Genomic DNA, 18,841 nt, shown 5'->3' on the forward strand with positions numbered 1-18,841 from the left:
TCAGCGTGCCTTCCACTGCTGGTCGGGTACGGGCAGCAGGTCATACAGGTGCAGGGCGGAGCGGTTGTGCTCCAGCAGGCGAATGGCGCCAACCATGGCGGAGACGGCGGCAAGGGCTGTGGCCATCTGCCCGTGTGGCAGGCCAATGGCGTGGTCAAGCAGAATGCGGGCCTTGTGGCGCATGCGTACCAGTGCCGCATCCACGTTGTAGATGATGGTCGCACGGTAGGCGGATTCCGCATCCAGCCGAATGGCGGGAATGGTCGCGGCACGTTGCAGGTGGCGGCGTGCGCGCGCCAGTTCAAGGTTGAGTGCGTCCAGACTGGCAAGGCGGGCAAAAACACGCTGGCGCGCCTTGTTGGCGGGCAGGTAGCGGTTCCACTCCAGAATACGGCACAGCCGGTCATAGTGGCGGCTGATCAGGGCGGAGCCTGCCTGCTCGCCATGCCCTTCAAACTGGAGCAGAAGGTCATGCCCGATGGTAATGCCAACCCGGAACCGCCTGCGTGAGGCCGAAGGGGGGAGGAGGAGCACCAGCGAGATAAAGATCATGATCGCGGCAAACAGGTACAGCACGTTGCGGTCAATAAAGGCCGATGGCTCGTAATTCTGCTGGTTTGCCACGCCAAGGATGACAAAGAAGAACACCCCGGCATTAAAGCCGATGGTTGCCGTCTTGGGGTGTATGAGCAGCAGACAGCCGCCAAAAACAACAGGAATAATGGCCATGGCCAGAAAAGGCATGTCCGCCCCTTTGGGCAGAATGCCAAAGTTGAGCACGGCCGCCACCATAATGGCCAGCGGCGTACCCAGCAGAGCCCCCATGCCAAAGCCACGCACATTGTAGGTTGTTGCGGCAAGGGTCAGGATAATGGCCACCTGCGACAGGGCGGAATAGGTGGCTGGAATATCGGAGATAATGCACAGCCCCGCCGCGACGGAAAAACCGATAAGCGTGCGTAGCCCGTTGAGCAGGGCGGCAATTACGTCATCATGCTGTTCAATTTTAAGTTCAGGGGCCTGCGTGCGTGCCCGCTGGCCGTGCTCAAAGGCATCTATGCCGTCCACAGCCCAGCGGGTGTCGGACAGAACGGCCATGGAGCGTTCGATCAGCCATGCCTCATCCAGCGTTGGGCCAAGGCAGAGTTCGTTCTCATGGGCTTCACGCGCAAGGTCTTCAAGGTCATGCACGGCTTGTGCGGGGGAGTTTACGGGCGTGCCATCGCCAAAAGCATTGCGGATGTGTTTGAGCACGGCGTCGGAGACCTCCCCTTTGCGCAGGACAAGGGCAATAGCTTGGCTGCACGAGAGCATTTCCAGCAGTGCCACCATGGCCGAGCGTGCTCCCGCCAGCCGCAGCCGCGCATCAGGCAGTTCGGTCTTGGCGAAGGATATCTGGGATGTCAGGGCAATAATTTCCCCCGCAAGCCCTGCGCAGGCCATGCTGTCTGGTATGCTGTGCCCGGCCAGTGCATCCTTGGCGATGCGGCGCACCATATCCGACGTGCGGCGCAGGTTGGCGGTCAGTTTTTCAAATGCGGTGGGTGAGCCAAAAATATCGTTGATCGCAGCAGTGGAGGCAATGCCCACCACAATGCAGGACACGCGGTTGACCGTGACATCAAAAATGGCGGCCGGGTTATCAATGCAACTGATCCCCACAATGGCGACCGTATAGCCCGAGAGCATGGCGGCATAGGCACGAAAGTCCCTCTCCAGCGTGCCCACAATGGTGCACAGGCTCAGCCACAGCGCGACCCCGCCCAGAAAAACCCCACGCTCCTGATTGAAGCAGGCAGTCAGGAACAGGGCGACAAATGCACCAATAATGGTCCCCGCCAGACGGTAAAGCGCTTTGGAGAGCACCTGCCCGCGCAAGGGCTGGGCCAGAATCATGACCGTAACCGCCGCCGTACCGGGGGAGGAAAGCTGGAGCCAGAATGCCGTCCCCAGCGCCAGCACGGCGGATAGCCATGTACGCAGGCAGAACAGGAACCACCCCGGAGAAAAAACCGAGGGTGGAAGCTGGAGGAACCACCCCTTCCAGCCAGGGCGATGCATGAAAGCTGTTTTCTCAGCGGTCATTCTGGGTCTGCTTTTGTTGTGGCCACTGAGCAGGAGGATGTCTCGAATCCGGATTGTCGGGCGTATATTAAAATAAAATATAATGTTGGGGAAAGTTCTGCCCCAATCCGGGCCTTGCACTACACGCGTGGCAGACCTGACCTGTCAGCCCCACAAACTACAATCTGCTAGACCCACCCCGGCCCTGTGCCGCCCATAGTTGTTGATGTGCGCATGTTTGTGGCTGATGTCATGCCATATTCCATCTTGTCGGGCCATTGGGGGAGCGGGCACAACAGTGTGTATGAAAATTGTGCATACCTCCGACTGGCAGATCGGCCGAACCTTCAGCTTTGTGGATGACGAGGCACTGGGCGCACTTCAGGCCGAGCGGCTGAATGTTATTGGCCGCATAGGCGCGCTCGCCCGGCAGGAGGGAGCCCCCCATGTGCTGGTGGCAGGGGATGTGTATGAGCACGAAACCCCGTCCGAGCGCACGCTACGCCAGCCCATGGAGCGTATGCGCCAGTTTGCCGATATCACCTGGCACCTTATTCCGGGGAACCATGACGCCCATACTCCACAGGGGGTGTGGACACGCCTGCTGCGGGATAACGCTGTACCCGATAACGTCAGGCTGCACCTGAGCCCCGCCCCCGTAGCGCTGGATGCAGGGGGGCAGGCGTGGCTGCTGCCCGCCGTTTTGCAGCGGCGGCACACCCTGTCCGACCTGACGGCTTACATGAACGATGCCCCAACGCCTGAAGGCGCCCTGCGCATTGGAGTGGCCCATGGCTCGGTTGTGGGGTTTGGGAATGAGGACGAGGCACAACATAACCCCATTGCCATAGACCGGGCGGAGCAGGCCGGGCTTGCCTATCTGGCATTGGGGGACTGGCACGGGTTTCGTCAGATCAACGCGCGCACCGTCTATGCGGGTACACCAGAGGTGGACCGTTTTGGCACGGGGGGTGCGGGTGGAGGTGAGTGTGTGGTGGCAGCGTTTGATGGCCCCACATCCCCCCCACGGCTGAGCACGCACCGAACGGGGCGCTTTATCTGGCGCAAGCTGGAGAATGTGGTGCTGACCAGTGGCGCGGACATAGAGGCGCTGGAAAGCAGGGTGCGCGCCATAGCCCCCGAGCAGCCTGAGACCATTCTGGCATGGCTGGAAGTCAGCGGCATGCTGGGGGTAGAGAATCTGGCTCTTTACGAAAGTCTGATCGAGCGCCGCCTCCGCAGCGCCCTGACCTGCCTGCGCCTGTCCGGTGCACCGGGGCTTGCCGCAGGGGTGGACGATCTGGACATGTTGGGGGCGTTCGGCCCGGTGCGAGAGGCCGCATCGGCCCTGCTGGCGCAGGTGGAGGCCGGGGGGGCAGAGGCCGTGGTTGCGCAGGAGGCGCTGCAAAGGCTCTTCCTGCTATGGGGTGACGTGCGGAGGGCGCAGCCATGATCCTGACTGATATCCAGCTTGAAGCCGTGCGTCGCTTTACTTCGCCCATTCGGGTGGAAGGGCTGGGGGCGGGGCTGAACGTACTGGCCGCCCCGAACGAGGCAGGCAAATCCACGGTGCTTATGGCGCTGCGGGCAGCCCTCACACTCCGGCATGGCTCCAAGGCGCAACCGGTCCGTGACCTGCTGCCCTATGGTGGTGGCTCGCCCCATATCGGCGTTGGTTTTACGTGGAACAATCAGCCCTGCTGGCTGGAAAAGAAGTTTGGCAACGGTAAGCTCGCACGCCTTGATCTGGGGGGCGAGCGCTTTGATGGGGACGAGGCGGAGGAGCAGCTACAAGCCCTGTTTGAGTTGGAAAAAGTCAGCAAGGGCGAGGCCGCAGGTCTGTGGAACGCCCTGCTGGTGGCGCAGGGCGAGAGCTTTGCCCAGCCCGCACTGCAAGGTGCCGGGCGGAGCAGCCTGCAAGCCTGCCTGCAACAGGGCCTACAGGGCGTAACAGGCACGGCCGAGGCCAGCGCCATGCTGGCACTGGTACGCAGGCAGCTTGCCCAGTACCAGACTGCCGCCACAGGCAAAACCACAGGCCGTTTAAAACAGGTGCAGGAGGAAAGCGCACAGGCGCAGGCGCAGGTTGCAGCACTTGCGGCACGCAGGGAGGCATTGCGTGAAGATATTCACGCGCTGGAGCAGATCCGCCGCACACTGGCCGAGAGCGAAAACCCCGAACGCCGCAGGCAGGAGGAGGAAAAACTGCTCCTGCTCAGGCAAAAGCGCGACCAGTTGCGCGCTCTGGTGGATCAGGAGCAGCTTGCGCAAACAAAGCTGCACGCAGCGGGGCAGGCCCTCCAGTATGCGCAGGCCGAGCAGGAGCGCCGGCACACTCACCGGGCGGAGATTGCCCGGCTGGAGCAGGCTCTGGCGGAGGGGCAACGCGCCCGGAGCGAACTGGAGCGCCTGGCGCGGGAGGCAGATCAGGCGTTGGTGCAGGCACAGGCCCGGCTGGCGGCAGCTACGGAGCAGCACCAGCAGGCCCGTGCCGTGCTGGCCCGCGTTGTGCTGCATGCGGCACTGGCCCAGACCCGGCAGAGTGTTGCGCGCGAACGTACTGCGTTTGAGCGCGCGCAGGCCGCCCATGCAAAGCTGGAAAAAGCACAGGCCAGCCTGCAGGTCATGCGCGTGGACGGGGCTTTTATGCGGCGTCTGGCCAAAGCCGTGCAGGCTTTGCAGCAGGCACAGGCCCATATGCATGCGCAGGCCACACGCTTTGTGGCGCAACTGGAACCCGATGCAGCAGGAACGGTCTGGCTGAACGGGCAACCCTGCCCAATAACCCCACAAGCCCTGACAGATGTGGCCGAACTGGTGGTGGATGGTGTGGGCCGCTTTACCATAAGCCCACCCATGCAGCAGCATGCGGCATTGCACAAAGCCCATGCAGCCGCCCAGACAGCCGTGGACGAACTGCTGCGCGAGGTCGGGTGCCACAGCACCGATCAGGCGGAAAGCCAGCATGAGGCGTACCGGCAGATGGAACGTGAGGTGGCGCAGGCCGCAGCCGAGTGTATGGCGCTTTTGTCCGTATCCGATGTCAGCAGTATTGGCAGGGCTCTGGATAGCCAGCGGCAGACCTTGCACGAGCAGGAAGCCCTTCTGGCGCGTGAACAGGCGGCCCTGACGCCAGAAGGTGAGGGGCTTAGCCCGCAACCGGATATGGATGCAGCCAACAGGCAGGAGCAGGAACGGCTTGCCGCGGTGGAGGTGGCCCGACAGTGTGAGCAGTCTGCATCAGACCTGCGGCGTGCGGCACATACCCGGCTGGAGCAGGCGTTGGTTCAGGCTACGCAGCAACAGCAGGCGTTGCAACGCTGCCAGAGGGAGCTGGATGTATGGCTCACGCGTGAGCCGGAGCCGGATTTGCTGGTCCGTGTTGCGCAAAGCGGGCAGCAGCAGCAGCAGGCGCAGGAGGCACTGGAGCGTATTGCCCAGACCCGCCAGCAGGAGGAGCCTCTGGCCGTGGTGGAGCAGGGGATTCTGCGGCGTGAGCAGGGCATGGAGCACGCGCGCGAGCAGGTTAAAACCCTGTCCATGAACCTGCGGGAGCGTGAAACACGCATCCGTCAGGCGGAAGGGGAAGGGCTGGACGAGCAACTTGCCAGCGCGCAGCGCCATGCAACGCGCCTACAGGGGGAGCAGGCTGCCTGCGAGCGCGAACGCGCAGCCCTTGCCTTGCTGGAGAGCGCACTGCTCAAGGCCGAAACCACACAGACCGAGCGGTATCTCGCTCCGCTGGTGCAGGCTATGCAACCGGCTTTTTCTGCCCTGTTCCGTGGTGTTGCGCTGGAGATGGATACGCAGTTTGCCCTGACCGGCTTAACCCGCCAGCGCTCGGAGGAGGTCAAGGACCTGTCCGATGGAACACGCGAGCAGATTGCTGTGCTGGTGCGGCTGGGCTTTGCCGAGTTGCTGCACAAACGCGGCGCACCGGCCATTTTGGTGTTGGATGATGCGCTGAGTTTTTCGGACTCCCAAAGGCTGGAAACCCTGTTTGACGTTCTGTCCGATGCAGCAACGCGGTTGCAGATCATTCTGCTCACCTGCCATGCCGAGCAGTTTGCCCCCCTGCGGGGCAGGCTGCTGAGCCTGCACCCGATGGAGCATTTTACGCCCCCGCGTTAATTACAGAACAGCGTTGAACTGCAACCCCATAACGGCGGCATCGTGGAAGACGGTGCTGCCGCCGGGGCGGTTGATGTACTGGAAGTCCGGCTGCAACGAAATGCCGGGAGCCACATGGGCGTTATAGAACACTTCGTAAATATTTTCGTGCGACTGAATACCCCATACCTTGCCCCACTGGTTGGCGGGGAAGGGGACACCGGCCATGCTTGCGGCTTCCTGCTGCAAGGTTGAGGCGCGGCTCATCAGCTCCCACTGGTACATGACCCCCACGCTATCCATCGGGCGGCCCCATTTGGCCCCGGTTTCTACCATGCCAGCCCAGATATGGTGGGACATGGCGGTGGTGTGCCCGTCTGCCCACATCCAGCCTGCCAGAGCGATCAGGCCGTTGGTCGGGCCATCACCGTTGCGCATCAGCATCTGGTCGGCCATCACCCATGCGCTTGCGCGGCCCGCACGGTAGCGGGCGGGTCTGCCGCTGTTGATCCATGCATTACCCTGCCCATCTTCCAAAAGGTCGGGATAGCTGGAGTTATCGTAGCCAAAACCGGCCTTGTAGTGCCCGTTCAGGTGGTTTTTGCCAAACTTGGGCAGCCAGCCCACTTCCACGGGGGAGGAGAACTTACCCAGACCATCCTGCGCCCATGCCCAGCCCGAAATGCCACCGTTAAAAGCGTGGGGGGAGACGGCAAACAGCGCACCCATGACGTAGGTCTCGCTTGTGGGCATGACACGCGCCACAAACCCGAGGTTGCCCGATGGCCAGTCACGCGCCCCTTCTGTGTATTTGGTGGGGGCGGGGTTACCGCACATGGCCACGTTCATATACATGCAGAACAGGGGGGAGGCGGCAAAAAAGCTGCCCGGCGGAATCCAGCCCGCGCTGATATCCAGATGGTTATGCAAAAAGGATTTTTCGGCATACAGGTAAACAAGGTGCGCCACCACATTGCCGCGTGCGCCATAAATCTGCTGCACACCACCAATGGAGTCCCCAATATAGTCCGTGCTCAGGTTCCGTCCGTGGCCGTTAACGACCATCATATGGGTCCAGAAGTTCTTGAACAGGTCCGTATTGGTCAGCTTGCCCCAGTCCACGTCCAGCTCAACACCCACCTGGCCAGCATTGGTCACGCCCTGCTTGCGGCCACCACGGAAGTTGCCTGCCAGTTCCTCATGCACATCGGCCAGAATATGAATGCCATGGCTGAGCAGCCACGGCTGTGCGCCGCCCCAGTCACCAAAAAAATGGTCCTTGCCGTAAGGCGCGGCAAACAGGGGGCCGGGGTCCTCGACCAGATTGGCCTCGTTATCAACTTCCAGACTGGGTAAAAGACCAATAGAACTGTTGCCGCCGGGCAGAAGCTGCGCCCGTGCAGGCAGCGCCACAGCCAGAAGAGGGAAAAGAACGGCAAAAAGCCAGAGGGTGCGAAAAGGAAAAAAAATACGTTTGGTCATGATCCCAATTTTGTTGTCTTTGGATTGGTCTTTTGCGTGAGCAACAAGATCAATCATGGTTTATCGGGGTGGAACAACCCCAGTGTTTAAATGTTTTTTATGCCAGTGCAGACAAAAGGTTGCCCAGATGTGGCTATTTTCTGCCCCAGATGGCTATTATTCATTTCTCTGATGCGTTTTTGCATCATACTTGCGGAGATATAACAGTCAGCCATGTCCAGAATTGATACAAACAGACCGTTTTTGCCCGTGCGTATTGCTGTCATGACTGTTTCGGATTCGCGCACGCTGGAGACGGACACATCCGGCGCAGCCCTTGTCGCACGGATCGAGGGCGCAGGGCACAGCGTTGCCGTCCGCACCATTGTCTCTGACGATGCAGACCTGATTGCCGCACAGCTTGGCGCATGGATTGCCGACCCGCTGGTGGATGTGGTCATCACCAACGGCGGCACAGGCGTGACCGGCCGCGACGTGACACCAGAGGCGTTCGAGCGCGTTATGGAAAAGCGGATTGAAGGTTTTGGTGAGCTTTTTCGCATGCTGTCCTACCAGAAGATTGGCACATCCACCATTCAGTCCCGTGCTGTTGCGGGTGTTGCGGGCGGGACATACCTGTTCGCACTCCCCGGATCGACAGGTGCGGTCAAGGATGGCTGGGACGATATTCTGGTGTTCCAGCTTGATAGCCGCCACCGCCCCTGCAACTTTGTGGAACTGATGCCCCGCCTGCGTGAAGGGCTGAAGGAGAGCACACACCATGACTGATGACGTCAAACTGCTGATGCTGGCCGGAGATTACGTAGAGGACTATGAGATCATGGTCCCCTATCAGGCACTGTCCATGCTGGGCTACCGGGTGGACGTGGTCTGCCCGGACAGGAAGGCGGGCGATAAGGTCCTGACCGCGATCCATGACTTTGAGGGCGCGCAGACCTACAGCGAAAAACCCGGCCATGCTTTTACGTTGACCGCGGATTTTGATGCGATCGATACGGACGAATATCTGGGCCTTATTGTCCCCGGTGGCCGTGCGCCTGAATATCTGCGTCTCAACCCGCGTGTTATCGAGATTGTGCGTGCTTTTGCGGACCGGCCCATGGCCGCCATCTGCCATGGTGCGCAGTTGCTGGCCGCAGCCGGGGTTATCAAGGGGCGCACCGTATCGGCTTATCCCGCATGCAGGCCGGAGGTGGAGCTTGCAGGTGGCACCTATGCCGATATTGCTGTGACAGAAGCGGTAACGGACGGAGAGCTGGTGAGTGCGCCCGCATGGCCAGCACACCCTGCATGGCTTGCCCAGTTCCTTAAGGTACTTGGCGCCAACATCAGCATTTAACCCCATCTTGCGCGCCCCTGTATTGTGGGGGGAGCGCTGGGGGAGGCCCCGGTAGCCAGTGTGGCACCGGGGTATTTGCGCGGCTTAGTAGTCGCTTACGGCAGGGCGGCTGAGCATGGCCATCAGCTCACGCCGTGTGTCCGAATTATCGCGGAAAACGCCGAGCATGGTGCTGGTCACCATGGATACGCCGGGCTTATGCACGCCGCGTGTTGTCATACATTCATGTGCGGATTCAAGAATAACCGCCACGCCGTGGGGCTCTAGCTCGTCATTGATGGTGTTGGCGATCTGGGCCGTCATGCGTTCCTGAATCTGGAGGCGGCGGGCATAGGCATCCACCACACGGGCCAGTTTGGAAATGCCCACAACCCGCTGGCGCGGCAGGTAGGCGACATGGGCGCGGCCAATAATGGGGGCCAGATGGTGCTCGCAGTGGCTTTCAAACCGGATGTCACGCAGCAGCACAATTTCGTCATACCCATCTACTTCGGAAAAAGTCCGGCGCAGCAGGTTGGCGGGATCAATCTCATACCCCGAAAAAAAGTCGGTGTACGCGCGGGCAACGCGGGCTGGCGTGTCCAGCAGACCTTCACGCGTTGGGTCATCCCCCGCCCAGCGCAGCAGGGTGCGTACGGCCTGTTCGGCCTCTTTTTGGGTGGGGCGGTCCGTGTTGTGCTCAGGCACGCTCATGCCGGTCTCCTGCTTTGGTTATTGGAGCTGGTGGTTCTGGAAGGGGCTGTCCAGGCTGAAGGCGGGAATGACGGCATCAAACCGTTTTTTGTCCGTGGTGGTCTGCAACAGGTAAGACCCGCGCATGAACCCACCGGGCGTGGAAAGAGACGCACCGGACGTATATTCGTAAAGAGTGCCGGGCTGAATAATCGGCTGTTCGCCCACCACACCCTCGCCATGGACATATTCGGTCCGGCCGGATGTGTCGGTAATATGCCATGTCCGCTCCAGCAGTTGCACCGGGCGGACGGTGTCGTTGCCAATGCGGATGCGGTAAACCCAACAGTAACTGTGCTCGTCCGGTTCGGACTGGTCGGGTAGCCAGAAGACCTGCACCTGAACGCGAATACCCTCTGTAATGGCCTCGTACACCGGAAGTGGCGAAAACAGGTCGTTCAGAGCATCTTCCGGGGATTGTGCAAAGGGGGCAACGGCCCAGTCGGCCATGAGTCTCCAGCTCCTGCAAAATGGAAAAAGGTTCGGCCCAGATCAGCCGTTCCGCGCGCCATGCTCGCATTGGATGCGAAGAGGGAGCCAGTATCATGAACATGGGGGTTGTGCAAAGCGCGATCCACCATGCAGCACATGGGGAGCACCCTGCGTGGTGGTGGCCCGAGCCGGGCTTACGCTGGCTCGGGCGCACACTGTACGCAGGTTATGGAGTTTTTACAGCGCTTTGAGAGCGGCAACACCACGTGCCAGGTCGTCTATCAGGTCCGCACTGTCCTCCAGCCCGACAGAAAAGCGGATGGCGCCATCGGTAATGCCAAGGGCTGCCCGTTCTTCGGGGCTGATCTTGGAGTGGGTGGTGGTGGCCGGGTGCGTGACCAGCGAGCGGGAATCGCCCAGATTGTTGGAAATGGCGATCAGTTCCAGCGCGTTCATAAAGGCGAAGGCCTCTTTCTGCCCGCCCTCGACCACAAACGCCACCAGCGTACCGTTGCCGCTCATCTGGCGCTGGGCCAGTTCGTACTGCGGGTGGTCCTTGCGGCCGGGGTAACGCACCAGTTTGATCCCCGGAGCAGAGGCAAGGTAGTCCGCTACGGCAGCAGCGTTACGGGCCATGGCTTCCACCCGCAGGGACAGGGTTTCCAGCCCTTTAAGCATGACCCACGCATTAAAGGGGGAGAGCGCATTGCCGGTGTTGCGGGTGAAGGGCTGAAGGGTCTCGGTAATCCAGTCCTTGCGGCCCAGTACGGCCCCACCCAGCACACGGCCCTGACCATCTATGTGCTTGGTACACGAATAGACCACCACATCGGCCCCAAGTTCCAGTGGCTTTTGGAAGATGGGGGAGGCAAACACATTGTCCACGATCACAATGGCCCCGGCCTTGTGGGCCCGCTCGGAAATGGCGGCAATGTCGAGAATATCGAGCATGGGGTTGGACGGGCTTTCCAGCAGCACCGCATCGGTCGGGACGGACAGTGCCTCGTCCCACTGGGCCAGATCCTCGCCATCCACAAACACGGTTTCCACGCCGTAACGGGGGAGCAGGTGGTTGACAATCCAGTGGCAGGACCCAAACAGCGCGCGGGAGGCCACAACGCGCCCGCCAGCCGTTACGTGGGAGAGCAGGGCGGAAGATACAGCCCCCATGCCTGTGGCTGTGGCCACGCAGGCCTCGGCCCCTTCCAGGTCGGCAAGGCGGTTTTCAAGCGCTGCTGTGGTGGGGTTGCCAAAGCGGCTGTACTGGTAGTGCGTGACCTCACCCGTAAAGGTTTTGGCCGCCTGCTCGGCATTGTCATACACAAAGCCGGAGGTCAGAAAGAGGGCCTCGCTGGTTTCGCCATATTCAGTGCGCTCCAGACCGGCATGGAGCTGACGTGTGGCCGGGCGCCACGCCTTGGGGGAGGAAGTCTGGTTATCACTCATGGGACTAGTATCCGGTTCTTTCGTGCCTGATCCAAACCACGGGGCGTGCGCAGGGGTGCGCTCATCCGCAGGGTTTGGGCTCTCAAATTGACCGTGGAAACCATGACGTCGGATTATGCGCGCCGTCAAAGCCTCTTTAGCGCGTTTTTTTTACCTCGCCGCAAGCCGGCCCAACAAATCACGAGGGAAGGTCTCCGGTTGGAAACATTCTGTGTTCTGGTTAATCCGTGTTCTTATCCTTCGTCAAGAATGTATTTTATCTACGAACCGCCCATATTCCACATATCAGGGTTGTGGTTACGATCTATAATAACGTCTGCAATAGGGGAATAAATGGCAGGTCAGCCTCTGGCATGGCGTAATCGCGCAGGGCGGAGGGGGCGACCCACGCCAGCTTCTGCCCCTCCCGCGCGGTGGGGGTGCCCTGCCAGCGGCGGCAGATGTACAGGGGCATCAGCAGGTCAAAGCCGGGGTAGGCGTGGGATGCAAAGGTAAAGGGCGCCAGACAGGCGCGCGCCATATCCAGCCCCAGTTCCTCATGCAGTTCGCGTACAAGGGCCGCCTCGGGTGTTTCTCCCGGCTCTACCTTGCCACCGGGGAACTCCCATAACCCGGCCATGCTTTTGCCCTCTGGCCTGCGGGCGAGCAGAATGTGGCCACGTGCATCTATCAGCGCTGCTGCACTGACCAGCACAAGCTTGCGGGTGCTCTGGGGGGGGATGGGTGTGGTGCTCATGTCCAGATCGGTCCGGTTGGCTTCCATCATGGCAACAGGTAGTTCCGTGCCGCGGGCGGTAAACATCTGCCTGTCGGTACCGCAGTGGCGGAACCCCGCATGTTCAAGCACACGGATGGAGGCGGCATTATCCTGCGCTGCCGTTGCGCGCAGGGCGGTAATGTCCAGATGGGCAAGGGCCCAGCGGGCCATGCGGGTCGCGGCATGGGTGGCAATACCCTGCCCCCAGTAAGGGCGGCCAACCCAGTAGCCCAGCATGCCCACGCGCCCCACCTGTGGCAGGGTTTGAATACGCACCCCAATACAGCCCAGAAAAGCCCCACCGGGTGTGGTTATGGCAAAATGGTACCCCTCGCCCCGTGCCTGCATCTGGCAGGTTGAGGCAATCCAGTTATCCGCCAGATCCCGCGGGTAGGGAAAAGGCAGGCGGCTGAGCATACGCACCACCTCCCAGTCGTTGACGAGGTGGTGCAGGGTGGTTGCATCATCAGGCTGGAGCGGGCGTAACAGATACGGGCCAGCATCCAGTAACAAAGGTCCGGTATCAGGCATGGGACTCGCTGGCAGGGGGAATGCCGCATTCAACCAGAAGAGCCCTGAGTGCGTTGATAACGGGGAAGACCTCCACGTTATGGTCGCCGCCCAGTTCGCGCCATGCGGTTTGCTCCAGCTCCACAATTTCGCGGTCTTCGGCAAAAATCCGCTCGGTAAAGGCTACTAGCAGCGGCCATGCAAGGTCCAGAATACCCGGAATTTTGGGCCGTTTGACCGAGAGCAGGCCAAAGGTCCGGTTGGTCAGTTCATCCGCGCTCTGGGGGGTGTACACAATCCACAGGTCCATGACCGGGTCTTCATCCCCTGTCTGGATACGCAGGGTCTGGTAAGGGTATTCGGTGCGGATGGTCATGACATCGCGGTGCTGGAACTTGTCCGATGCATCACGCCGCTCGCCAAAAATCAGCGCCTCGCCATACGGTTGCTTACCGCCTGTGCGGGCAAAGCTGTAGCGGGCTTCCACCAGTCCGGGTTCGCGCTTCTGGCCCAGAAAGCGGGGCTTCATCTGCCCCATCTGTTTGGAGTGCATGAACTGGTGGTTCATGTCCATCAGGTTCTCATGCATGAAGCTGTAGTGGCACCCGACCTTGCGGCCAAAATAGCGGGTTTTGTAAGCGGGGTTGTCTGCCTTGGCCAGATGGGGGGCAAGGGGCACGCTCTGGGCCTTCTCCGGGTCGCCGGGGAAGACAAAGATCATGCCGTTCTGCTCGCGGCAGGGGAAGGTGCGCACGCCGTTGGGCAGCTTGCCCTTGCCCAGATAGGGCACATCAATACACCGGCCAGAGCGGCCATAGGCCCAGCCATGGTAGCAGCATTTGACCGAACTGCCCGAGACAACACCCTTGCTGAGTGGCACCTGCCTGTGCGCGCAGCGGTCCTCCAGAGCAAAAACGGGGCCTTCCACCGGGCGCACCAGCGCTATGGGCGTGCCTGCGTAGCGGGTGCCTATGGTTTTGCCTGCTTTGAGTTCGTGCGACCATGCGACCGGGTACCAGTAGTCGGGGTTTGAGCGTACCCTGCGTATGTCCGTTGTGCTGGAGCGTGTTTCCGCCCCAAAGGATGCATCATCAGGGCAGGGCGGTACTGTCTGGTTCATGGCGCCTCGAATCAGGGGGACCCCCGCAGCATCGGTGTGATGCTGCCATTTGCGAATGCTATTCTCAACGCATAGGCCTGCGCGATGCAAGACCATAGGGGGCAGTCTGGCAAATTAATGCGCGGCCAGTTCGGCGGTCAGGGCCTCCACAAACTGGTATGCCACACGGCCGGAGCGGCTGCCACGGGTAATGGCCCATTCATTGGCGCGGGCCAGCAGGGCGTCGCCAGCAATGGGCAGGTTCCGTGCGCGGGCGTAGGTTTTGACCATATCGGCGTAGGTATCCTGCTCGCAGGCATGGAAGCCAAGCCACAGGCCAAACCGGTCGGAGAGGGAGACTTTTTCCTCCGTGGCCTCGGACGGGTTTATGGCGGTCGCGCGTTCGTTTTCTATCATGTCACGCGGCATCAGGTGGCGGCGGTTGGATGTGGCGTAGAACAGAACATTTTCCGGTCGCCCCGCAATGCCCCCATCCAGCACGGATTTGAGGGCTTTGTAATCGCGGTCCTCCTTTTCAAACGACAGGTCATCGCAGAACAGGATAAAGCGGCGCGGGTTCTCGCGCAGCAAGCTGAGCAGGAGTGGCAGGCTTGTCAGGTCTTCGCGCTGGATTTCTATCAGCGCCACCCGGCCCGCACCTGGTGTGCAGGGTCTGCCGTCCACCTGATTGACCAGCGCGTGCGCACCCTTGACGAGCGATGACTTGCCCATGCCGCGCGCACCCCACAGCATGGCGTTGTTGGCAGGCAGGCCGTGGGCAAAATGGCGCGTGTTCTCCAGCAGAATACGCCGTTGCAGGTCTATGCCCTGTAGCAGGTCAACGGGTACGTGGGCCACATGGGCTATGGGCAGCAGCCGCCCGCGCTCTGGCAGCCACACAAAAGCATCCGCGCCATCCACCCCATCCAGCGTTGCGGGGGGCGGGGAAAGGCGCTCCAGAGCCGAGGCAATACGGTCCAATGTTGGCAGTAGGGTCTGGTCCATCGGTTTTTATTCCTTATTAAGGTCTTTCTGGCGCTCTTTCCCCCGCATGGGAGCTTGACGCGGAGGGATTGAAAATTATGGTCACTTCTTCTGTTTTCGCAACCAGCCATTGTTGAAGGTCTGTAACCTTATGTCCGATTTTCTTATCCCCGCTGCATACGCCCAGACAGCCGGAGGCTCTGGCGGTGTTTCGGGGCTTATGTCCTTCCTGCCGTTTGTGGCTGTGTTTGCCATCATGTATTTTCTGCTCATCCGCCCGCAGCAGCAGCGGCAGAAGCAGCTCAAGTCCGAACTCAAGGCCCTGCGTCGGGGCGACCGGATTGTAACAGCCGGTGGTGTTGTGGGCGTTGTGCAGCGCACCAAGGAAGATTCGAGCGAAGTGGAAGTGGAAATTGCACCCAACGTGCGCGTTATGGTGATGCGTGAGACCATTTCCACCGTGCTGACCAGCACAGCCAAGCCTGCCAACGACTAAGTGCCAAATTAAGGTATGGGGTAGGTTACAGGAAGGATACGGGGTCTATATCCACCTCGACCCGCATGTGCCTGTCCAGCTGCACCAGTCCCAGCCAGCGGTGCAATATGGGTTGCACCGCAATGTTGCGCCATGTGCGCAGCAGCAGCCTGCGGCGGTGCCGCCCGCGTAGCAGCGCCAGTGGGGCCGGTGCCGGCCCCAGTACCTGAATACCTTCCCCATAAGGTGCCGTGCGGCCAAAGCGGGCGGCGGCCTCATCCGCCGCCTGTGGGGTGTCCGCGCTGATAATCAGGGCCGCCAGCCGCCCGTACGGGGGCCAGAAGCCGGGGCGGCGCTGTTCTGCCTCCTGCTCCATGAACTGGTCAAAATCGCCAGAAAGCAGCGCCTGCATGACCGGATGTTCCGGCGTATAGCTTTGCAGCACCACCCGCCCGGGTGCGGAGGCCCGCCCCGCGCGCCCGGCTACCTGATGCAAAAGCTGGATGGTGCGCTCCCCCGCCCGCAGGTCCGCCCCGCCAAGCCCCAGATCGGCATCCACAATGCCAACAAGCGTCAGATGCGGGAAGTGCCAGCCCTTGGCCACGATCTGTGTGCCAATAATCAGGTCCACCTCGCGGCGGGCAATTTTGGCCACGGCTTCTGCCGTAGCAGCAGGGCCGCCCAGCGTGTCGCTCGACATGACAAGAATGCGCGCATCGGGGAAGAGCTGACGCGCCTCCTCGGTTATGCGCTCGATTCCCGGCCCTATGGCGGTCAGGCTGTGTTCGGTTTTGCAGCTTGGGCAAACGGGGGGCATGGGTTCTGTGTGGTCACAGTAATGGCAGCTTAACACCTGCCGGTTACGGTGCTCCACCAGCCATGCCGTGCAGTGGGGGCATTCCATACGGTGCCCGCATGTGCGGCACAGGGTGAGGGGTGCATACCCACGGCGGTTGAGGAACAGCATGGCCTGCTCCTCCCGCCCCAGAGTGGCAGCTATGTCCTTCACCAGTTTGGGGGAGAGGAACATCCCGCGCTCGGGTGGGGCGTCGCGCATGTCCAGCAGGTGGGTTTGTGGCAGGGATGCGCCGCCATGGCGGGTGGGCAGGACAAGGCGCTGGTAACGCCCGGCCTGTGCATTGGCCAGTGTTTCCAGGCTGGGGGTGGCAGAGACCACAACAACAGGAAAACCTGCCAGCCTGCCGCGCACAACCGCCATGTCCCGTGCGTTGTAAATGACGCCTTCCTCCTGCTTGAACAGGGATTCGTGCTCTTCATCCACAATAATCAGGCCGGGGTTGCAAAACGGCAGGAACAGGGCAGAGCGTGCACCAACCACTACCGTAACCGATCCGTCGGCAGCGCCCAGCCATGTCTGACGGCGTGCCTTCTGCCCGATTTCGGAGTGCCATACGGCGGGGCGTACGCCAAAGCGGCGGGTAAAGCGCTCCATCCATTGGGCGGACAGCGCAATTTCTGGCAGCAGCACAAGGGCCTGCTGCCCCTGTTCAAGGCAGGCGGCTATGGCTTCAAGGTAGATTTCCGTTTTGCCTGAGCCTGTTACCCCTTCAAGCAGGGTAACGGAGAATTTTTTCTCCCGCACGCTCTGGCGCAGGGCTGCGGCGGCATCCTCCTGCGCGCCTTCCAGTGTTGGGGGGTGGTGCAGGGGGTCTGGTTGGGCAAAAGGACGGGCAGGCTCCAGCAGAACCGGGCGTAGCGCTCCAGCATCCGCCAGCCCCTTGACTACACCGGCACTGACCCCGGCGGCACTGGCAATGTCCGTTGTGGTGCGGGTGGTGCCGTCTGCCATAAGTGCCAGTACGCTTTGGCGTGCGGGGGTCATGCGCAATGTAGTCGGTGCTGGGCTTTGCACCATCCAGCCGGTTGCAGGGGCTGGTGCGCTGCCCTTCATGTGCAGGCGCAGGGTCATGGCCAGCACCATACCGGGGGGGGAGAGGGTATAGGCGGCTACCCAGTCCACAAAATGGCGGAGTTCGGCATTGAGCGGGGGCAGGTCCAGCCGTTCGGCCACGGCGCGCAGGCGGTTGTCTGCAACTGTTTTGTTCGGTGCGGGTTGGGCAAGGTCGGGTGGTAGAGCGCTCTGGCTATCCCATACCACGCCGGTCTGGCGGCGGTTGCCCAGAGGAACGCTGACAATATCCCCCGCCCTGAGTCGCATATCTGCGGGGGCTTTGTAGTCAAACGCTCCGGCAAAGGGCATGGGCAGCAGCACGGGCACGCGCCTTGCCTGTGCTGCGGGGGAGGGCATGTCCGGGTCATGCGCATGCGGGGGAGGAGGTGCCACTGCCATGTTTTTCTGTTTAAGCGTGTGGGTGCTTAAAGAACAGGGGTTGCCTGCGGGGCTTTTTGCCTGAACGCAATGCACTGGCGCCAGCACTGGGGGGAGCGGAAGGGTATGACGGGCGAGGACGCGGTACAAAAATTTCTGGCGTGGATGGCGGTGGAAAAACGGGCCTCCCCTTTAACCATAGAGGCCTACCGGGGGGACCTGGCCCGTTTTCTGGCGTTCATGACCACGCATCTGGGTGGGCCGCCTGATATGCAGGGCCTTGCCAGTCTGAGCCTGCGGGACCTCAGGGCATGGCTTGCGCATGAGGTTGCACAGGCGCAAGCGCAGGCCAAGCGCCCCCTTGCGCGGAAGACAACACCGGATCAGGCGGCGCGCACCCGGGCGCGCCGCGTTTCTGCCCTGCGGTCATTTTTTAAATATCTGGCGCGCAGGGAAGGGGTGGAGAATCCGGCAGTCTCGCTTTTGCGGCTGCCCCGCACCAAAAAAACGCTGCCCCGCCCGCTGGCGCGGGAGGCAGCACTGCTCGCCCCGGAGGACATAGCCAGCATGGCGCGTACGCCCATGGAGGAGCAGCGCAATGCAACGCTTTTTTTGCTGCTATACGGGTGTGGCCTGCGTATTTCTGAAGCGCTGAACCTGAACATAGCCGATTTGCAGGGCATGGATGGCAGTGGCGTGCTGCGCATTCATGGCAAGGGGGGCAAGGAGCGGCTGGTGCCAGTGCTGCCTGTTGTGCGCAAGGCGCTGGAGGCATGGCGCAAACGCCACCCTGCGGCCACAGCGGATAGTCCGCTGTTTGTCGGGGTTCGGGGGGGGCGCCTGCAACCCGCCATTGCCCAGAAGGCCATGCGTGAATGGCGCATTGGCAATGGCCTGCCCGAACACGTAACGCCGCATGCCCTGCGCCATTCCTTTGCTACACATCTGATGGAAGGCGGCGCGGATTTGCGCGTTATTCAGGAACTGCTGGGCCATGCCAGCCTGTCCACCACGCAGCGCTACACGCTGGCGGATGAGGCGCGTCTGCTTGATGTCTGGACGCGTGCGCATCCGCGTGCGCAAATGGAGCGCAACACCCATGAAAAAGAAGGTTGAGGGTT

At 61.4% G+C, this 18,841-nt stretch carries 16 protein-coding genes and 1 riboswitch; of the genes, 7 read left to right on the forward strand and 9 right to left on the reverse strand.

What is annotated here, in order from left to right; genetic code table 11:
- The gene (locus HK26_RS09665) at positions 1 to 2,061 is read right to left on the reverse strand and encodes an FUSC family protein (protein ID WP_257640955.1); all 2,061 of its coding nucleotides are present in this window, start codon (positions 2,059 to 2,061) and stop codon (positions 1 to 3) included.
- Between the two features lie 307 nt (positions 2,062 to 2,368).
- On the opposite strand from HK26_RS09665, the gene HK26_RS09670 reads away from it, so the two are divergent.
- The gene (locus HK26_RS09670) at positions 2,369 to 3,517 is read left to right on the forward strand and encodes a metallophosphoesterase family protein (protein ID WP_086639591.1); all 1,149 of its coding nucleotides are present in this window, start codon (positions 2,369 to 2,371) and stop codon (positions 3,515 to 3,517) included.
- A complete protein-coding gene (locus HK26_RS13990; protein ID WP_086639592.1) occupies positions 3,514 to 6,195 on the forward strand; it encodes an AAA family ATPase in 2,682 nt (893 codons plus the stop codon). Before HK26_RS09670 ends, HK26_RS13990 begins: the two co-directional genes overlap by 4 nt.
- Here HK26_RS13990 and HK26_RS09680 read toward each other — a convergent pair whose 3' ends face one another.
- Positions 6,196 to 7,656, reverse strand: coding sequence for a carbohydrate porin (locus HK26_RS09680; RefSeq protein ID WP_086639629.1), 1,461 nt, complete (start codon positions 7,654 to 7,656; stop codon positions 6,196 to 6,198).
- Between the two features lie 213 nt (positions 7,657 to 7,869).
- Here HK26_RS09680 and moaB point away from each other — a divergent pair, with 213 nt between their 5' ends.
- Together moaB and HK26_RS09690 are read left to right on the forward strand one after the other, a co-directional pair.
- Complete coding sequence (gene moaB, locus HK26_RS09685) at positions 7,870 to 8,424, forward strand: molybdenum cofactor biosynthesis protein B (RefSeq protein ID WP_086639593.1); 555 nt, start codon at positions 7,870 to 7,872, stop codon at positions 8,422 to 8,424.
- Positions 8,417 to 8,995 (forward strand): DJ-1/PfpI family protein, encoded by a 579-nt coding sequence (locus HK26_RS09690; RefSeq protein ID WP_086639594.1) that lies wholly within the window; start codon positions 8,417 to 8,419, stop codon positions 8,993 to 8,995. The genes moaB and HK26_RS09690 overlap by 8 nt, the downstream gene beginning before the upstream one ends.
- 84 nt (positions 8,996 to 9,079) lie before the next feature.
- Here HK26_RS09690 and folE read toward each other — a convergent pair whose 3' ends face one another.
- Positions 9,080 to 9,688, reverse strand: a complete 609-nt coding sequence (gene folE, locus HK26_RS09695; RefSeq protein WP_086639595.1) for a GTP cyclohydrolase I FolE — start codon at positions 9,686 to 9,688, stop codon at positions 9,080 to 9,082.
- 18 nt (positions 9,689 to 9,706) lie between these two features.
- On the reverse strand, positions 9,707 to 10,177 hold the full coding sequence (gene apaG / locus HK26_RS09700) for a Co2+/Mg2+ efflux protein ApaG (RefSeq protein ID WP_086639596.1): 471 nt from the start codon (positions 10,175 to 10,177) through the stop codon (positions 9,707 to 9,709).
- A gap of 20 nt (positions 10,178 to 10,197) precedes the next feature.
- Between apaG and HK26_RS09705 the strand changes: the two genes are divergently transcribed.
- The gene (locus HK26_RS09705; protein WP_086639597.1) at positions 10,198 to 10,410 is read left to right on the forward strand and encodes a hypothetical protein; all 213 of its coding nucleotides are present in this window, start codon (positions 10,198 to 10,200) and stop codon (positions 10,408 to 10,410) included.
- Here the strand turns inward: HK26_RS09705 and metZ are convergent.
- The 4 genes from metZ to HK26_RS09725 all read right to left on the reverse strand — a co-directional run bounded on the left by metZ (position 10,397) and on the right by HK26_RS09725 (position 14,976).
- Positions 10,397 to 11,605: an O-succinylhomoserine sulfhydrylase gene (metZ, locus tag HK26_RS09710; RefSeq protein ID WP_086639598.1), complete on the reverse strand. Its 1,209-nt coding sequence runs from the start codon at positions 11,603 to 11,605 to the stop codon at positions 10,397 to 10,399. The genes HK26_RS09705 and metZ overlap by 14 nt on opposite strands.
- Positions 11,606 to 11,720: 115 nt before the next feature.
- A riboswitch (SAM riboswitch) is annotated at positions 11,721 to 11,800 on the reverse strand.
- A gap of 109 nt (positions 11,801 to 11,909) precedes the next feature.
- On the reverse strand, positions 11,910 to 12,893 hold the full coding sequence (mutT, locus tag HK26_RS13995; RefSeq protein ID WP_086639599.1) for an 8-oxo-dGTP diphosphatase MutT: 984 nt from the start codon (positions 12,891 to 12,893) through the stop codon (positions 11,910 to 11,912).
- On the reverse strand, positions 12,886 to 13,992 hold the full coding sequence (locus tag HK26_RS09720) for an aromatic ring-hydroxylating oxygenase subunit alpha (RefSeq protein ID WP_086639630.1): 1,107 nt from the start codon (positions 13,990 to 13,992) through the stop codon (positions 12,886 to 12,888). The genes mutT and HK26_RS09720 overlap by 8 nt, the downstream gene beginning before the upstream one ends.
- Before the next feature lie 114 nt (positions 13,993 to 14,106).
- Positions 14,107 to 14,976 carry an ATP-binding protein gene (locus HK26_RS09725; protein WP_086639600.1) on the reverse strand — a complete coding sequence of 290 codons (870 nt, stop codon included), beginning with the start codon at positions 14,974 to 14,976 and terminating at the stop codon, positions 14,107 to 14,109.
- A 130-nt stretch (positions 14,977 to 15,106) separates the two neighbouring features.
- On the opposite strand from HK26_RS09725, the gene yajC reads away from it, so the two are divergent.
- Positions 15,107 to 15,451, forward strand: coding sequence for a preprotein translocase subunit YajC (yajC, locus tag HK26_RS09730; RefSeq protein WP_035372311.1), 345 nt, complete (start codon positions 15,107 to 15,109; stop codon positions 15,449 to 15,451).
- A 25-nt stretch (positions 15,452 to 15,476) separates the two neighbouring features.
- Here the strand turns inward: yajC and HK26_RS09735 are convergent, their stop codons facing one another.
- Positions 15,477 to 17,699 carry a primosomal protein N' gene (locus HK26_RS09735; RefSeq protein WP_257640958.1) on the reverse strand — a complete coding sequence of 741 codons (2,223 nt, stop codon included), beginning with the start codon at positions 17,697 to 17,699 and terminating at the stop codon, positions 15,477 to 15,479.
- A gap of 147 nt (positions 17,700 to 17,846) precedes the next feature.
- Between HK26_RS09735 and HK26_RS09740 the strand changes: the two genes are divergently transcribed.
- The gene (locus HK26_RS09740; RefSeq protein ID WP_086639631.1) at positions 17,847 to 18,836 is read left to right on the forward strand and encodes a tyrosine recombinase XerC; all 990 of its coding nucleotides are present in this window, start codon (positions 17,847 to 17,849) and stop codon (positions 18,834 to 18,836) included.
- The last annotated feature ends 5 nt before the right edge of the window (positions 18,837 to 18,841 follow it).

It is taken from the genome of Acetobacter okinawensis (assembly GCF_002153655.1).
In the GTDB taxonomy this organism is placed as follows: Bacteria; Pseudomonadota; Alphaproteobacteria; order Acetobacterales; family Acetobacteraceae; genus Acetobacter; species Acetobacter okinawensis_A.

What these genes read in the sequence shown, in the direction of transcription:
- HK26_RS09720 (WP_086639630.1), bottom strand. Translation starts at nt 13,992, where the DNA reads ATGAACCAGACAGTACCGCCCTGCCCTGATGATGCATCCTTTGGGGCG.
- HK26_RS09670 (WP_086639591.1), top strand. Translation starts at nt 2,369, where the DNA reads ATGAAAATTGTGCATACCTCCGACTGGCAGATCGGCCGAACCTTCAGC.
- HK26_RS09725 (WP_086639600.1), bottom strand. Translation starts at nt 14,976, where the DNA reads ATGGACCAGACCCTACTGCCAACATTGGACCGTATTGCCTCGGCTCTG.
- HK26_RS09740 (WP_086639631.1), top strand. Translation starts at nt 17,847, where the DNA reads ATGACGGGCGAGGACGCGGTACAAAAATTTCTGGCGTGGATGGCGGTG.
- HK26_RS09665 (WP_257640955.1), bottom strand. Translation starts at nt 2,061, where the DNA reads ATGCATCGCCCTGGCTGGAAGGGGTGGTTCCTCCAGCTTCCACCCTCG.
- HK26_RS13990 (WP_086639592.1), top strand. Translation starts at nt 3,514, where the DNA reads ATGATCCTGACTGATATCCAGCTTGAAGCCGTGCGTCGCTTTACTTCG.
- metZ (WP_086639598.1), bottom strand. Translation starts at nt 11,605, where the DNA reads ATGAGTGATAACCAGACTTCCTCCCCCAAGGCGTGGCGCCCGGCCACA.
- folE (WP_086639595.1), bottom strand. Translation starts at nt 9,688, where the DNA reads ATGAGCGTGCCTGAGCACAACACGGACCGCCCCACCCAAAAAGAGGCC.
- HK26_RS09735 (WP_257640958.1), bottom strand. Translation starts at nt 17,699, where the DNA reads ATGCCCTCCCCCGCAGCACAGGCAAGGCGCGTGCCCGTGCTGCTGCCC.
- mutT (WP_086639599.1), bottom strand. Translation starts at nt 12,893, where the DNA reads ATGCCTGATACCGGACCTTTGTTACTGGATGCTGGCCCGTATCTGTTA.
- apaG (WP_086639596.1), bottom strand. Translation starts at nt 10,177, where the DNA reads ATGGCCGACTGGGCCGTTGCCCCCTTTGCACAATCCCCGGAAGATGCT.
- moaB (WP_086639593.1), top strand. Translation starts at nt 7,870, where the DNA reads ATGTCCAGAATTGATACAAACAGACCGTTTTTGCCCGTGCGTATTGCT.
- HK26_RS09705 (WP_086639597.1), top strand. Translation starts at nt 10,198, where the DNA reads ATGGAAAAAGGTTCGGCCCAGATCAGCCGTTCCGCGCGCCATGCTCGC.
- yajC (WP_035372311.1), top strand. Translation starts at nt 15,107, where the DNA reads ATGTCCGATTTTCTTATCCCCGCTGCATACGCCCAGACAGCCGGAGGC.
- HK26_RS09680 (WP_086639629.1), bottom strand. Translation starts at nt 7,656, where the DNA reads ATGACCAAACGTATTTTTTTTCCTTTTCGCACCCTCTGGCTTTTTGCC.
- HK26_RS09690 (WP_086639594.1), top strand. Translation starts at nt 8,417, where the DNA reads ATGACTGATGACGTCAAACTGCTGATGCTGGCCGGAGATTACGTAGAG.